This is a genomic window from Maribacter sp. LLG6340-A2 (genome assembly GCF_045057105.1).
Lineage (GTDB): Bacteria > Bacteroidota > Bacteroidia > Flavobacteriales > Flavobacteriaceae > Maribacter.
Window position 1 is genome coordinate 2,369,378 of the sequence record NZ_CP159332.1, and the last position, 16,578, is coordinate 2,385,955.

Annotated in this window: 11 protein-coding genes and 1 tRNA gene; 7 read left to right on the forward strand and 5 right to left on the reverse strand. The window is 39.3% G+C overall.

The genetic code is table 11. From position 1 onward, the window contains the following. Positions 1–21: 21 nt before the first annotated feature. The 5 genes from ABVM52_RS09940 to dnaE form a co-directional block, all read right to left on the reverse strand. Positions 22–834, reverse strand: a complete 813-nt coding sequence (locus tag ABVM52_RS09940; RefSeq protein WP_405380051.1) for an endonuclease/exonuclease/phosphatase family protein — start codon at positions 832–834, stop codon at positions 22–24. Positions 835–984: 150 nt separating this feature from the next. Beyond that, positions 985–1,058: transfer RNA gene (locus ABVM52_RS09945), tRNA-Asp, on the reverse strand. A gap of 72 nt (positions 1,059–1,130) precedes the next feature. Then, positions 1,131–2,060, reverse strand: a complete 930-nt coding sequence (locus tag ABVM52_RS09950; protein ID WP_405380053.1) for a DUF58 domain-containing protein — start codon at positions 2,058–2,060, stop codon at positions 1,131–1,133. Between the two features lie 121 nt (positions 2,061–2,181). Then, complete coding sequence (trxA, locus tag ABVM52_RS09955; protein WP_089259085.1) at positions 2,182–2,499, reverse strand: thioredoxin; 318 nt, start codon at positions 2,497–2,499, stop codon at positions 2,182–2,184. 182 nt (positions 2,500–2,681) lie between these two features. After that, on the reverse strand, positions 2,682–7,118 hold the full coding sequence (dnaE, locus tag ABVM52_RS09960; protein ID WP_405380055.1) for a DNA polymerase III subunit alpha: 4,437 nt from the start codon (positions 7,116–7,118) through the stop codon (positions 2,682–2,684). A 400-nt stretch (positions 7,119–7,518) separates the two neighbouring features. Between dnaE and ABVM52_RS09965 the strand changes: the two genes are divergently transcribed. From ABVM52_RS09965 to ABVM52_RS09995, 7 genes are all read left to right on the forward strand, one after another. Further along, positions 7,519–8,082: a 30S ribosomal protein S16 gene (locus tag ABVM52_RS09965; protein WP_405380057.1), complete on the forward strand. Its 564-nt coding sequence runs from the start codon at positions 7,519–7,521 to the stop codon at positions 8,080–8,082. A 13-nt stretch (positions 8,083–8,095) separates the two neighbouring features. Further along, on the forward strand, positions 8,096–8,623 hold the full coding sequence (gene rimM / locus ABVM52_RS09970) for a ribosome maturation factor RimM (protein WP_405380059.1): 528 nt from the start codon (positions 8,096–8,098) through the stop codon (positions 8,621–8,623). A 190-nt stretch (positions 8,624–8,813) separates the two neighbouring features. After that, entirely contained in the window at positions 8,814–11,165 is a 2,352-nt protein-coding gene (locus ABVM52_RS09975) for a PSD1 and planctomycete cytochrome C domain-containing protein (RefSeq protein WP_405380061.1), read from the forward strand. A 2-nt stretch (positions 11,166–11,167) separates the two neighbouring features. After that, on the forward strand, positions 11,168–12,661 hold the full coding sequence (locus ABVM52_RS09980) for a DUF1501 domain-containing protein (protein WP_116770207.1): 1,494 nt from the start codon (positions 11,168–11,170) through the stop codon (positions 12,659–12,661). Further along, positions 12,661–13,695, forward strand: a complete 1,035-nt coding sequence (locus tag ABVM52_RS09985; protein WP_405380063.1) for a 6-bladed beta-propeller — start codon at positions 12,661–12,663, stop codon at positions 13,693–13,695. Before ABVM52_RS09980 ends, ABVM52_RS09985 begins: the two co-directional genes overlap by 1 nt. Beyond that, a complete protein-coding gene (locus ABVM52_RS09990; RefSeq protein ID WP_405380065.1) occupies positions 13,692–14,498 on the forward strand; it encodes a chitobiase/beta-hexosaminidase C-terminal domain-containing protein in 807 nt (268 codons plus the stop codon). Before ABVM52_RS09985 ends, ABVM52_RS09990 begins: the two co-directional genes overlap by 4 nt. 1 nt (position 14,499) lies before the next feature. Then, entirely contained in the window at positions 14,500–16,557 is a 2,058-nt protein-coding gene (locus ABVM52_RS09995) for an FN3 associated domain-containing protein (RefSeq protein WP_405380067.1), read from the forward strand. The last annotated feature ends 21 nt before the right edge of the window (positions 16,558–16,578 follow it).

The window sequence follows — 16,578 nt, forward strand, 5'->3', positions numbered from 1 at the left end:
AAAGAAAGGTGTTTTTTATTTTTATTGAGCAATCGAAAACTTCAAATATAGAGGCAGGTGATCAGAAAGTTTACGGGCTTGTTCTAAATTTTCACAGGTACGTACAAAGTCTATGACACCGCTTGCAGTTTTAACAAGATCGGTGCTGTAGAATATATTATCTATTGGGTGGTTGCGGTATTCAAAATCATTACAAAGTCTTTTTAACGTGGTTTTTTCCTTGCTTATGGCTGATTTGAACCCTAATGACTTTAAATCATTAAAAACGTGGTGAGATTCATTGACATTAAAATCTCCGGCAATAATCATTGTATTGGGGGTGTTCAAGGAAATAAATTTGGTTATGGCCGTAATCTCGGCTTCTGGGTTTTTATTATGGGGCCTGGAGTGAAAATTCAATAGGGTTAATTTCTTGCCTAGCACATAAAAATCTAACATAAAAGGTTCCCTATCCACCAAGGTTTCCAATTCTTTGATAAGTTTTCCTCGGTTCTTAATTTTAATATGTTTCGTTTTCCAGACAAAAGCATAGCGCTCCGTAGTGTTTTTCGGAATTTTTGTGGGGTTACTAATAACATAGTCCCACTGCGCCCCTTTGCGGTTTAACAGGTCTGCCAACTTTGCTACCGCTTGGGCACCACCATAACCTGAAACCACTTCTTGGAAGGCTACGATATCGGCATCTCTGACCAGTTCAGCAATTTGCTCCAACTCCTCACTATTTTTTGTCCTGCCAAAATCCTGAATGTTCCATGACACCAAGTGAAATTCTTTTTGTTGTGAAAAAGAGAGGATGGAAAAAAGTAAAAAAATAAATTGAATGGACTTATTCACGGTTTTGGTTTTGGTAATGACAAAACTATGTAAAGTACTTTTAAGAAGATTACGTATTTCTGTATTTAAAAGTAAATAAATATTTAGGTTGTAGGGGATATAATAATGTCCATAAACGAAAAAAGCTCTCAATTTCTTGAGAGCTTCTTGCGGTCTGGACGGGACTCGAACCCGCGACCCCCTGCGTGACAGGCAGGTATTCTAACCAACTGAACTACCAGACCGTGGCGTTTAGCGAGTGCAAATATATGTTGTTTATTGTATTGCGCAAACATTTTATGAAAATATTTTTCATGCTATAGAAATTTATTGCGCTCTACCAAGAAGGTGTTTAACACCGTAGAGAAATTGCTCTGGATATCTACATCCACATATTTTATCTTATACTGGGCACATTTGGCCTTTATATCAGCTATATAGCTGCTAATTTTATCGTGGTAGGCATCCTTGATATTTTCTGCGTATAGGTCTAAATGTTCACCGGTCTCAACATCTACAAAACGTTTGGGCGCATTTTCAAAATCAAAAAATAATTCATGCTTTTTATCCATTGGATGAAAAAGCACAACATCATGCTTGGTGTATTTTAAATGTCGCAAAGCTTCAAAAAGAGCAACATCGTCTTTTTCTGTCTGGAACATATCGGTAAACAAAAAGATAAGGCTTCTTCGTTTTATGTTCTCCGCTATTTGATGTAAATAGGTGTAGGTTTTGGTATCCTTTGGTGCTGCTGTAGCACTACCTATAGTATTAAGTTGGGCCAACAGCATTTGAAAATGACGTTCACTGCCTTTTTCAGGTGCATAGTAACTGTACGTATCTGCATATACACTTAAGCCTACGGCATCTCTCTGCCTTTTTAGTACGTTCATAAGTGCCGCTATGGCCAGTACACTAAATCCTATCTTATTCAGTGACCCTATTTCCAAACGGTCTACTTTAGGGTAGTACATAGAAGCGGAATTATCCAAGATCATGTGGCACCTAAGGTTGGTCTCTTCCTCATAGCGCTTTGTGTATAATTTATCGGTCTTGGCAAAAAGCTTCCAATCTATGTGTTTGGTGCTTTCACCATTGTTATAAATCTTATGCTCTGCAAATTCTGCGGAAAATCCATGAAAGGGACTCCGGTGAATGCCACTTATAAAGCCCTCTACCACTTGGTTGGCCAATAGTTCCAAGTTGGGGAACAATGAGGACTTGTTTAATTCTGATTGTATATTCACAAGAATAAAGATACTAAAGACAGTACAACTATAGCTTTGTCCTGGCAATGAAAATTTGGGTAAATAAAAAAGAGCCCACTTACATGGGCTCTTTTTTATATGTATTTATTGGGTGTAGAGCTTACAAAAGTGCATCAATTGCATCTGTGTACACTTTTTTAGGAGATACGCCTACTTGTCTGCTAACGATCTCGCCACCTTTAAAAACCAATACTGTTGGTATATTACGTACACCGTATTTTGCGGCAAACTCTTGGTTGGCATCTACATCTACCTTGCCTACAACAGCTTTTCCTTCATATTCACTACTAACTTCGTCAATAATAGGACCTACCATTCTACAAGGACCACACCATGCTGCCCAAAAATCTACTACTACTGGTTTATCGCTTTTTAAAACTACCTCGTCAAAAGTAGCATCTGTTATTTCTAATGCCATGTTATATGCTTTTATTGATTATGCAAATTTAGTCAATTATTTAACTGATTCCTTACGGATGAACAATTCGTTTTGCCTATTAAGCTATCAAGCTAATTTATTAGGCTTTTACGTTATTGATACCCTTGTTGACTTTTACATTTTTTTAAGTATAAAGCAGGTAGGGTTTAATTTTTAAGGGTTTAATTCAATTTATAATGTACCCCGCTACTGTCCAATTGATGTAATAATTCACTTGAAATCTGTACTTTCTGTTTTCGGCTTATTAAATTGACCTTAATCTTTTCTTCCATTTCATACACCACAAAATTAATAGGATGTTCCCCTTTGTGACTAAACAAGGTATCTTTCAGTTCTAAAACTTTATCTTCTTTTAAATCTGCGATATTCAGTTTAATGGTCAGTTTTCTGGCATAGGTTTCCATTACCTCTTGCAACATCATAAAACTATTGAATTGCATTCTTGGGTCCCCCTTTTTACCGGTTTCCTTGTTGGTCCACCCGTCACGTACATATAATTTTACGTAGGCAAATGAATTGATCATTAAAAAATGCCTGAACTTAAGATACTCCTCGCCAAAAATCCTAAATTCAAAAGAATCCATATAATCTTCCATGGTAAACGCCGCCCAACCTTTTCCGTTTTTAGATACTCTGTGCTGCACGTCCGTAATGACCCCAGCAAAGGTAAGTTCCCTATTTACATAGGTAGGTAAGTCGTTGGCACAGGCAATGTTGGCATTACAGAAGGCTTTGATCTCTGTTTTAAAATCGTCTAGCGGGTGACCGGATATATAAATACCCACCACCTCTTTTTCTCTTCGTAATTTTTCCATGGTACCCCATTCCTCACATGGTGGTACGGTGGGTTCAGGAATTTGTACTTCACTGGCATCGCCAAATAAACTTACTTGAGCGGAATTTTCGTTTTCCTGAAATTTTGCACCGTATTTAATGACTTTTTCCAAGAAGGTAATGCCGTCACCATCATCATGGAAATATTGTGCTCTATGTGTTGTTCCAAAAGAATCAAAACCACCTGCCACGGCTAAATTTTCAAATGCTTTTTTGTTTGCGGCACGTAAGTCTATACGTTTGGTTAGATCAAATACAGATTTGTATGGTCCGTCTTTTTCACGGTTTTTAACGATGGTTTCCACCGCGCCACGGCCCACTCCTTTTACGGCACCCATACCAAAACGTACGGCACCGGCATCATTCACCGCAAATTTGTAATAGGATTCATTAACATCCGGTCCAAGTACATCCAAGCCCATACGCTTACATTCTTCCATAAAGAACGTTACCTGCTTAATGTCGTTCATGTTGTTGCTCAATACCGCCGCCATATATTCTGCGGGGTAGTGGGCCTTGCAATATGCGGTTTGGTAGGCGATCCAAGCATAACAGGTAGAGTGCGATTTATTAAAGGCATAGGCGGCAAATGCTTCCCAGTCTTTCCAGATTTTCTCCAGTTTGTCCACCGCATGTCCTTTTGCAGAAGCCTGATCTATGAACTTGGGTTTCATTTTGTCCAGTACGTGCTTTTGCTTTTTACCCATTGCCTTACGCAAGACATCGGCTTCACCTTTGGTAAAGTCCGCCAATTTTTGCGAGAGGAGCATCACCTGCTCTTGGTATACCGTAATACCATAGGTTTCCGCTAAGTATTCTTCACAGGCATCCAGGTCATACACAATTTCTTCGGTACCGTGCTTACGGGCAATAAAGCTTGGTATGTATTCCATTGGGCCAGGACGGTACAAGGCGTTCATGGCAATTAGATCGGCAAAAACGGTAGGCTTTAACGAGCGCATGTGTTTTTGCATTCCGGGAGATTCATACTGGAATACCCCAACCGTTTCTCCCCTTTGGAAAAGCTCATAGGTCTTTTCGTCATCTAGCGGAAAATTCTCCGGGTCTAATTCTATACCATGCTTGGCTTTTACTATTTTAACGGTATCCTTGATCAAGGTGAGCGTTTTCAATCCCAAGAAATCCATTTTCAACAGTCCGGCATCTTCCACAACGGAGTTGTCAAACTGGGTACAGTACATGTCAGAATCCTTGGCAAGTGCCACGGGTACGAACTTGGTAATGTCATCTGGGGTAATGATCACCCCACAGGCATGAATTCCCGTATTACGTACGGAACCTTCAAGGATATATGCCTGGTTCAAGGTTTCGGACTCTAAACCGTCTCCTTCAGATATATTTAGAAGCTCATTAATTTTCTCTAGCTCTTCACTATTGAACTTGCTACGTAAAACTTTTTCATCGACCCCTATAATCTTTTTTAATTTGGACATATTGGGAATCAACTTGGCCATACGGTCGGCATCACCCAATGGCAGGTCAAGTGCCCTTGCCGTATCACGAATAGATGACTTGGCGGCCATAGTACCATAGGTAATGATCTGTGCTACCTGGTTGGAACCATACTTGTCAATAACATAATCCATTACACGGCTACGCCCTTCATCATCAAAATCAATATCGATATCGGGCATACTCACACGATCCGGATTTAGGAAACGCTCAAAAAGTAGGTCGTACTTTATAGGGTCCAAATTGGTAATCCATAAGCAATAGGCTACAGCGGAACCTGCAGCGGAACCACGGCCGGGACCAACGGATACGTCCATACTACGGGCCGCCCTAATAAAATCCTCTACAATCAAGAAATAACCAGGGTAGCCCGTCTTTTCTATTACCTTGAGTTCAAAATCTAGCCGCTCATCTATCTCAGGGGTAATTTCTCCATATCTTTTCTTTGCCCCTTCATAAGTAATGTGACGCAAGTACTTATTTTCACCGCGCTTACCACCGTCTAGTTTGTCCTCCTCAAACTGAAATTCCTCTGGTATATCAAAAGCGGGTAACAATACATCCCGCGCCAGGGTAAAGGTTTCTACTTTGTCTACAATTTCTTGAATATTGATGATGGCCTCAGGAATATCCTTGAACAGTTCCTTCATCTCATCAGAAGACTTAAAATAGTACTCTTGGTTGGGCAATCCGTATCTATATCCACGGCCACGACCTATTGGGGTAGCCTGTTTTTCGCCGTCTTTAACACACAATAGAATATCATGGGCATGTGCGTTTTCCTTTGCCGCATAATAGGTGTTGTTGGTAGCCACCAATTTTACATTATGCTTCTTGGAAAATTGAATGAGCACTTGGTTTACCCGGTCCTCATCTTCCTGACCATGACGCATGATCTCAATATATAAGTCGTCTCCAAAGGTCTCTTTCCACCAAATTAATGCTTCTTCCGCTTGGTTTTCACCAACGTTCAAAATCTTACTGGGAACTTCACCGTACAGGTTACCGGTCAATACAATAACATCTTCTTTGTATTGTTCAACTATTTTTTTGTCTATTCGTGGCACATAGTACTTACCGTCTACAAAAGCAATGGATGACATTTTTGCCAGGTTAAGGTATCCTTTTTTGCTTTTGGCGAGCATTACAATTTGATAACCATTATCCTTTTGTGATTTGTTGGTGTGGTCTTCGCAAACCTGAAACTCGCAACCTATAATCGGGGTAATCTCTAATTCCGGTTCAGGTAATTCGTTCAAGGGTTCTTGACCTTCTTCCAGTGTTCCGTTTTGGGTAGCTTGGTATCTTTTTAAGTTGGCCTCGTTTCTTGCAACCACTCCTTTATTATGGTTGATTACGCCGTTTACGAAATGAAAGGCCCCCATCATATTGGCATGATCGGTCATTGCTACTGCTGGCATTTTTGCCTTAGCCGTATTCGCGATCAAATCAGGAATACTGGTGGTAGACTGTAGAATGGAGAATTGGGTGTGGTTATGTAAATGAGCAAAATTGGCGGACTCCAATGTTGCCAGGTTTTCCTTGATTTCTTCTTGGGAAATGCCGCCGGTGTCTTTTTCCCAAAGGGCATCGGCTATTTTTTTTGATGCTTTTTTTAGATTGATGTGCTTAAGACCTATAAGCTGTATTTCCTGCGGATTGGCTTCGGAGAAATTCTTGAAATAATCTGGCTGTACATCTAATTGTTCAGCGGTATATTGATGTTTTCTGATTAGCTCTAAAAAACAACGGGTAGTGGCCTCAACATCGGCAGTGGCATTATGCGCTTCTCCAAAAGGTTCTCCGAATAAATATTGATGCAGTTCGGTCAAGGTTGGCAACTTGAACTTACCGCCACGACCACCGGGTATTTGACATAGTTGTGCCGTATGCTCGGTACAAGTGTCCAACACCGGAAGTTCTTGTAATGGATTCTCTACACCCAAACGGTGAAATTCCGCCCCCATAATATTTACATCAAAACCAACATTCTGCCCAACAATGAATTTTGTTTTTGCCATGGCGATGTTGAACTTCTCCAATACCTCGGAAAGGGATACGCCTTGCTGCTCGGCTAGCTCGGTAGAAATACCGTGAATTTGCTCCGCGTCATAGGGTATGTTGAATCCGTCAGGACGTACCAAATAATCTTGATGCTCAATGCAATTACCCATTTCATCATGCAACTGCCATGCTATCTGTATACAGCGGGGCCAGTTGTCGGTGTCGGTAATAGGGGCATTCCAGTTTTTTGGAAGACCGGTAGTTTCGGTATCAAAAATAAGGTACATATAGAATGTTCTGAGTGTTCAACACGGTCAGTTGATCGACCTAAAAAGTGCCTATAAAATTACGAAAAAGGAGGTGTTGCTGAAAACGGAGTTACCAAGAGTTATTAACGGGTAAAGTATTGGCCTATTTTACTCAGGAGGTTTATCTTTATAAAGCGCTGAAAATAAGTGTGTTTTATTTATTTGATTATAAGTAAAGACTAAATTTTCTAGAAGCTGTATGCGTTGTTAAAATAATTTTATGGCCAGTAGGTTAAATAACTATAGTTCATTGTTGCCAATTCGGCATTTTAAATTATATTTGCACCCGCTTTCAGATTAGCTTTGCTCACTGATGGCGAACGAGTTAAAAAACTAGAATTAATAATCAAGGGTCGGGCACCCTACAAATTAATGTGATATGCCAGTAAAAATTAGATTACAAAGACACGGTAAAAAAGGTAAACCATTCTATTGGGTAGTTGCTGCAGATGCAAGAGCTAAAAGAGATGGTAAATTCTTGGAGAAATTAGGAATCTACAACCCTAATACTAACCCTGCAACTATTGAACTTGATGTTGATAGTTCTGTAAAATGGTTACAAAACGGAGCCCAGCCAACAGATACGGCTAGAGCTATTCTTTCTTATAGAGGGGTACTTTTAAAGCATCATTTATTAGGTGGTGTTCGTAAAGGAGCATTGACAGAAGAGCAAGCAGAGGAAAAATTCAATGCTTGGGTTACTGAAAAAGAAGCTGCAATTGCCGATAAAGTTGGTGGATTGGACAAAGCTAAAGCTGAAGCTAGAGCTGCTGCATTGAAAGCGGAGAAAGAAGTAAACGATAAGCGTGCTGCTGAAGCTGCCGCTGCTGCTTTACCAGAAACACCAGAAGGTGAAAACGCTGAGGAAGAAGTAGAAGCTGTTGAAGCTGCAGGTGAGCCAGAGAAAGCTACTGAAGCTCCTGCCGAGGACGATAAAGCATAAATTATAAGAAACGATGCGCAAGGAAGATTGTTTCTACCTAGGTAATATCGTTTCAAAATATAGTTTCAAAGGGGAGGTACTGGTAAAACTAGATACCGATGATCCAGAGATATACGAAAACATGGAATCAGTATTTGTTTCTTTAGGAAACAATCTGGTTCCATTTTTTATTAAAAGATGCCGACTTCATAAATCTAACCTTCTTCGTATAGATTTTGAAGAGGTAAAATCAGAATCTGATGCAGACCGCATTATGAAATCTGGACTTTATTTACCACTTACCATGTTACCTAAACTTAACGGTAACAAATTTTATTACCATGAAGTCATCGGTTTTACCATGATGGACTCGGTTCATGGCGATATTGGAATTATACAAAGTGTCAATGATACTACGGCACAGGCTTTATTTGAGGTGGAAAAGGATGGTCTGCAATTGCTTATTCCAATTAATGATGAAATCATTACAAAGGTAGATCGCGAGAATAAAGCTATTCATGTAACGACACCAGAAGGTTTGGTGGATCTGTACCTGTCTTAAAATTAGCGCCTAATTTTAACTGCGGTTCTTTTAAGTTTTTCTGTGAGACATTATTAAACTGATAATATTCAATTAAATTTTTAAGAATTCTATCAGTATTTAGCTTCTTAGTTTTGTTATTTGTCGAAAATTAACTGTTATTAAATAGTAAAGTTTGTAAGTTCAATGAAGTTAATATAAACCTTCGCAAATGAACTTAAATCTAACAAACCAATTACTTAGGCTTGTTTCCATAGTTATTACTTGCTGCTTGTTGTCCAGCTGTGTATCGGAAACGGAAAAAACAGTTGCCTTAGCAGATGGTGCTAGTTTACATAGTGTACCAGAAAAAATAGACTTTACATTTCATGTTAAGCCAATTCTTTCAGACCGTTGTTTTATATGCCACGGCCCAGATAAAAATGCCGTAGAAGGTAATCTTTCCCTGCATTCGGCAGAAGAAGCTTATAAGGCTCTAGGTGAGTTAAAAGACCATGCTGCCATTGTGCCCGGAGATGCTTCAAAAAGTAGTTTGGTAGAACGTATTAATAGCGATGATGCAAACTTAATAATGCCGCCACCTGAATCTAACCTTGTTTTAGAAGATTTTGAAAAAGCCATTCTAGAAAAATGGATTGAACAAGGTGCCGAGTATAAAACGCATTGGGCATTTATACCGCCAACACCACAAGAAGTCCCTGAAAATAAAGAGGACCAAACTTGGGGAAACAATGAAATTGATGCTTTTGTCTTAGATAAGATGAAAGAAAAAGGCATGAGTCCCAGTGATAGGGCCAGTAGTGAAAAACTATTGCGCAGAATTACCTTTGATTTAACCGGTTTGCCGCCCACGTTGGAGCAATTGCAAAAGTTTGCTGCCGATCCGTCTGAAGAAATGTATGAGGAAGTCATAGATTCTTTACTGCTGTCTATTGATTATGCTGAAAATATGGCTGCAGAGTGGATGGATATTGCCCGTTATGCCGATACCCACGGATATCAAGATGATTTTGAGCGTACCATGTGGCCTTGGCGAGATTGGGTAATTCACGCGTTTAAGGAGAATATGCCCTATGATCAGTTCGTAACATATCAATTGGCAGGCGATTTAATGCCAAATGCCAACCTTGAACAAATATTAGCTACCGGTTTTAACAGGAATCATAAGATAACTGCGGAAGGCGGCGTGATTCCTGAAGAATACCGGGTTGAATATGTTGAAGATAGAAATACCACGTTGGGTACGGCATTTTTAGGTCTTACCTTAGAATGTGCACGCTGTCATGATCATAAATATGATCCTATAAGCCAAAAAGAACATTTCCAATTTTATAGTTTCTTTAATAATATCCCTGAAAAAGGTCTGTTGGCAAATGCTGCAGATCTGCCTGAGCCATATATAAAAGTTACTCCAAAAGAGGTTGATGATATCCTCGGATTTATCAATCTTGAAAAAAGTGAGATGAAAGAGGTGCCGGTAATGGTCATGAAAGAAATGGATAAGCCTCGTAATACCTATATTTTAGAAAGGGGTATTTATGATCAGTATGGCGAAGAGGTATATCCCGATACTCCTGAATCTATTTTACCCTTCAATGATTACCCTAAGAATAGATTAGGCTTGGCAAAATGGTTGTTTGAAGATGAACACCCATTGACGGCGAGAGTTGCGGTCAATAGATTGTGGCAACGTATGTTCGGTAGTGGTATTGTGGCTTCTTCGTTCGATTTCGGTAACCAAGGTTCTTTACCTACGCATCCGGAATTGTTAGATTATTTAGCCATTAAATATAAAAACGAAGGTTGGGATACCAGAAAAATGTTGAAGCACATTGCCATGTCAGAAGCATACCGCCAAGACACCAAGGCACCTCCGGAGAAACTAGAACAAGATCCAGAGAATAAATATTTAGCAAGAGCTTCTCGTTTACGATTATCATCTGAAGCTATTCGCGATCAAGCATTGGCATTTAGCGGATTGTTGAATAGAGAAGTTGGCGGACCCAGTGTAAAACCTTATCAGCCCGAAGGAATTTGGGAAGAAACTACAGGTGGCGGTGGCGGTAGTACCGCATCATATACATTAAGCGAAGGTGATGATGTGTATAGAAAAAGTATCTATACTTTTTGGAAACGCACCGTACCACCACCAAGTATGATGACTTTTGATAGTAGCTCTAGAGATTATTGTTCGGTTAAAAGACAAGAAACGAATACTCCGTTACAAGCTTTAGTCTTGTTGAACGATCCACAAATAGTGGAAGCTGCAAGAGTAGCTGCCGTTGGTGAAATGGAAGCGCACCCAAATGCAGAAAATGAGCAGATCAAAACATTGTTTTACAAAGCTACTTCGCGCTTACCAAATGAAACTGAAGTACAATCTTTAACCGATTACTATAGTGAAATGCTGGCAAAGGTAGAGAGTGGTGAAATTTCTACAAGTGAGTATTTAAGTATAGGTAGAAGTGAAGTGCCTGCTGATTTGAACAAGGATAAATTGGTGGCTATGACACTCACGGCGCACACCATATTGAATTTAGATGAAACTATAAATAGAGGCTGATTATGAGCGAAAAGAAAATAGTTGAGGAACGGTCACTGATATTGAATAGACGCTCTTTTTTAGGAAAAGCGGCTATGGGAGTTGGCGGAATTGGTTTGGCTTCTTTATTAGGTACCAACTTGTTTAGAAAAGGCGAAAACGGATTGTATACGGCAGATAGTGGTCCGGCAGGGGTAAAGGGAGTATTGGATTCACTGCATCATCCTTCAAAAATAAAAAGAGTAATTTATTTGTTTCAAAGTGGAGGTCCATCGCAACTGGAGCTATTTGATTATAAACCACTTTTAAATAAACGTAGAGGAGAAGATTTACCGGAATCTATAAGAAACGGGCAACGACTAACGGGTATGACTTCTGGTCAAGATAGATTTCCATTAGTAGGGTCAAATTTTGGATTTCAGCAATATGGGAAAAATGGTACACATATCAGTGACTTATTGCCGTACACAGCTAAAATTGTAGATGATATCTGTATCGTAAAATCAATGTATACAGAGGCGATTAACCATGACCCTGCGGTTACGTTCTTTCAGACAGGGTCACAGCAACCAGGTAGACCAAGTATTGGTTCGTGGTTGAGTTATGGTTTGGGTAGCGAGAATGAAAACTTGCCAGCGTTTACGGTGCTTCTTTCAAGAGGTTCTGGTAGACCTAACGGACAGCCATTGTACACACGTCTTTGGGGTAACGGATTTTTACATTCCCTACACCAAGGGGTGCAGTTTAGAGCGGCAAAAGACCCTGTGTTATACTTGAACGACCCAAAAGGAACTACCGCAGATGTAAAACGATCGATGTTGGATAAGTTGGCGGAATTGAACGATCAACACTATCAAGAATCTAACGACCCGGAAATTCAAAGTAGAATTGCGCAGTATGAAATGGCATATAGAATGCAAACTTCTGTACCAGATGTAATGGATACAGAAGGGGAACCCGATTATATTTATAAAATGTACGGGTCTGATGCTAAAATACCGGGTACGTTCGCTGCGAACTGCCTTTTGGCAAGACGTTTGGCTGAGAAAGATGTTCGCTTTATTCAATTGTACCACATGGGGTGGGATCAGCACGATAACCTTCCGGGAGCTATAGAAAAACAGGCGAAAGATGTAGATCAGGCTTCAGCTGCCCTGGTGTCAGATTTAAAGCAACGAGGGCTTTTAGAAGATACCTTGGTGGTATGGGGAGGCGAATTCGGTAGAACCAATTATTCGCAAGGTTTGCTTACCGATACCAACTACGGTAGAGATCACCACCCAAGGTGTTTTACCATGTGGATGGCAGGTGGTGGAATTAAACCTGGTATTGTGTACGGCGAAACCGATGATTTTGGATATAATATTACTAAAAATCCTGTTCATGTACATGATTTTCAGGCTACTATGTTGCATCAATTGGGAATTGACCACGAGAAATTCACCTATAAATATCAAGGTAGACGATTTAGATTAACCGATGTAGAGGGTCATGTAGTCAAAGATATTTTATCATAATGCAAAGAAGAACATTCATTAAAAATACAGCCACTGCATCTGCAGGAATACTAACGTGCTCTTCTGTTGGTGCCAATATATTGGAATATAAAGATGCCATTATTGGTCACGGTAGTCATCAATATAAGATTGATTTAAATTGGGGAGCCTTAAATCCTAATTACTACCCGGTGAACGATTGCCATGAGATGGTGCAAGATTCTAAAGGCAGAATTTTGTTGCTAACAAATCACATCAAAAATAACATCATTGTTTATGACCGTTCGGGGAATTTGTTGGAAATTTGGGGAACGGATTACCCTGGTGCACACGGACTCACATTGAACGTGGAAAATGGGGAGGATTTTTTATATATCGCCGATAATAATCGGCATGAGGTAATCAAAACTACCATTGATGGTAAAGTGGTTCAGGTGTTTTCATATCCCAAGGAATCCGGAAAATACATCGCTAAAGAACAATATATACCTACTGAAACTACTATCGCGGAGAATGGAGATGTCTATATTGCCGATGGGTACGGGGCGCAATACATTATGCGTTATAATGCCAAAGGTAAATTGTTACAGACTTTTGGTGGTAGAGGAGATGAAAATCATCTATTTAATAATGCACACGGCATTTGCATTGATACCCGCGGAGGTAAATCTCCTGAGCTTTTAATTACCGCCAGGCAGCAAAATAAGCTAAAGCGCTTTACTATGGACGGTGAATTTATAGCAAGTATAGATTTGCCAGGGGCATATATTTGTAGACCGGTAATTAAAGGCGAAAACGTTTATTTGGCAACCATTTGGTCTGGAGACGGATCAGATGGAACGGGATTCATTTCTATTTTGGATAAAAATAACAAACTGATTTCCGCACCAGGCGGATGTACTCCGGTTTATGGTGAAAAAGGCTTGGAACCCATGTATCAATCCATCAAAATATTTACGCATCCGCATGATGTTTGTGTAGACGATGACGATAATTTGTATGTTGCTCAATGGAATTCGGGTAAAACATATCCTATAAAACTTAATAGAATATGATCAAGCGTACTTTTTATTCCATATTCGCAATGCTTATGTTGTGCCAAGCATGTATTTCTCAAAATACAGAATTCGCACCCACAGAGATGTTTCAATTATCCGATCCTCGAATACAAGTTTCATCTATATTTTTTGATTCGTACACCACCCTGAATTTTGGTTTGGATATGCCTAACTCAACTATAAAATATACCTTAGATGCTAGCACGGTAAATCTTAATTCAAAGGTGTTTACCGAACCATTGAAAATTACCGAGAGTGCTATTATAAAGGCAAAAATGTTTCATCCGGATTATAAAGAAAGCGATGAAGTACAGCTCGAAGTGGTGAAAATTTCAAGAAATAGTGCTATTAAACAGATAGAGATTACTCCTGCTCCCAGTGAAAAATATTCAGGAATGGGATCTGCGGGATTAATGGATTTAAAGAAAGGGAGTGTTCAATTTGGAGGTGATAAACAATGGTTGGGGTATCAAACGGAAAAAATATCCGCATCCCTTCTGCTTAAAAAAAATAGTACCGTTCATAAAATTGTGGTGAGTGCGTTAACCAATCAATCCAATTGGATATTTGCACCAGGTAAGGTCGAGGTTTTTCATGGGGACTCTTTAATTGGGGAAATGACATATCCTAAGAGTAAAAAAGAAACATTGAACAAGGCAACATTTTTAAACGTACCGGTTAAGAAAGGGATTTACGATACCTTAAAAGTAGTAATTTATCCGCTTGAAGAAATACCGGAATGGCACCAAGGTAAAGGAACTACTCCTTGGGTTTTTATAGATGAAATAATTATACAATAGCATGATACAATTAGGAATACAGATAGGACACCTACACCCGCTTTTTGTTCACCTGCCCATAGGTATCATCATGCTTGCCTTTATTTTAGAGGTATATGGCAGGTTAAAAACAAAAGACGCTTTTAAGGAAGTTGTAGAATTTACGTTGTTGGTAGCTGGCGTAACGGCTTTGTTGTCATTGGGTACAGGTTGGTTGCTAGGTGAAGAAAGTGGCTATGATGAAGATTCGCTCTTTCTACATAGATGGATGGCAGTTGCGTTTACCGTAACAACGGTACTGCTATACTTGGTGAAACGAAGCAAAATAGAATGGGTGAGTAAAACCTATATTCCAATGTTTTTATTGGTATTGGCTCTGATTAGTCTTACAGGGCACTTTGGTGGAAACATGACCCATGGTGAAGATTACCTTTTCATGGAAGAAAAAGAAGAACTTGTCATTACGAACATACAAGAAGCCCAGGTATATGCGCAAGTAATTCAGCCCATATTGGATGACAAGTGTGTGAGTTGCCATAATGCCAATAAGGCTAAAGGCGGACTGTTAATGAGTACACCAAATGAGATTCTAAAAGGTGGTGATTCGGGTAGTTTATTCGATACAATTTCCGGTCAAGAACAAGCCTTGTTTTTAGAAAGAATACACCTGCCATTGGATAATGATGATCATATGCCGCCAAAAGGAAAGGTACAGCTTACAGATAATGAAAAGGCATTACTTGAATGGTGGATGGCGAATAAGAATTGCTTTGAATGTAAGGTAAACGAGTTGCCAAAAGAAGGTAAAATGGCGACTATTTTGACTTCTTTGGAGCAAGATACTTCTGCAATCGCACTTTTGACAAAAGACGCTGTTGAGGTGCCAAAAGAATGGTTGCAAAATGTTAAGGCTGCAGGTATATCTGTGCAAACGTTATCTAGTACAAACCACCTTTTAACGGTGAACATGGCAAGTATGAATGCTGTGACCGAGGAAACTTTGGAGATGTTGGAAGATTATGCTCCTAATGTTATTGAGATGGATTTAGGATTTAGCAATTTTAATAATGATTTGATGGCAGAATTGAAACCGTTTAAAAATCTGCTAAAACTAAAATTGCAGCATACCCAAGTTACCGATGATATTGGTAAGTACCTTGGTGATTTTGAGCTTTTGGAGTCTTTGAATTTATATGGTACTTCGGTAACCGATAAATTGTTAGATGAACTGAAGGAAAATAAAAGACTCCGCAATATTTATCTGTGGAAAACTGAAGTTACCGAGGATGGATTGGCACAATTACAACAAGATTTACCTAGCGTTACCATTCAGCAAATTGGTGCAGATGTTTTTAAAGCGACCGTTTTAGACCCGCCAACGATTATTAGTGATCGTAGTTTTTTTAGTGATAGTTTAAAAATAGCCATAGAAAGTCTATTTGAGGGAACGGAAATTTATTACACACTTGATGGCTCGGAACCTACGGAATCTTCTTTAAAATATGAAGGCGAGATTACCCTTGAGACCACAGCAAATGTAAAAGCAATAGCGATTAAAAAGGAGTGGGAGCCAAGTCATATTACCGAGCGTACATTTATCAAAAATAATATCGCATATGCAAATGTAGATTTACTGTCAATTCCTAATGAAAAATACAAGGGTCAAGAAGGTAAAACATTGATGGATCAAAAACGGGGTTCCGTTAATTTTGTTGATGGCAATTGGTTGGGTTTTGAAGGCAAACACTTAAATGCCGTTGTTGAATTAGAGAAAAAACAATCTATTTCTAAAGTTTCTATCGGTGCTTTGTCCGCTCCTGCAAGTTGGATATTTTACCCCACATCATTTGTAGTTTCTGTTTCTAACGATGGTGCTAATTATAAGGAGGTGGGTAGAAAAGATATGGGTAATGAAGAACCAAATGCTGAGGTAAAACTTACTTTTTTCGATTTGGATATAGCGCCTACCAATGCAAAATATGTGAAGCTATCCATTAAGAGTCCGTTGAAAAATCCTGATTGGCATACCGATCCAGGTGGTAAAAGCTGGATTTTTATTGATGAGGTGGTGCTTAACTAAGTTATTTGGCTAGAATTGATA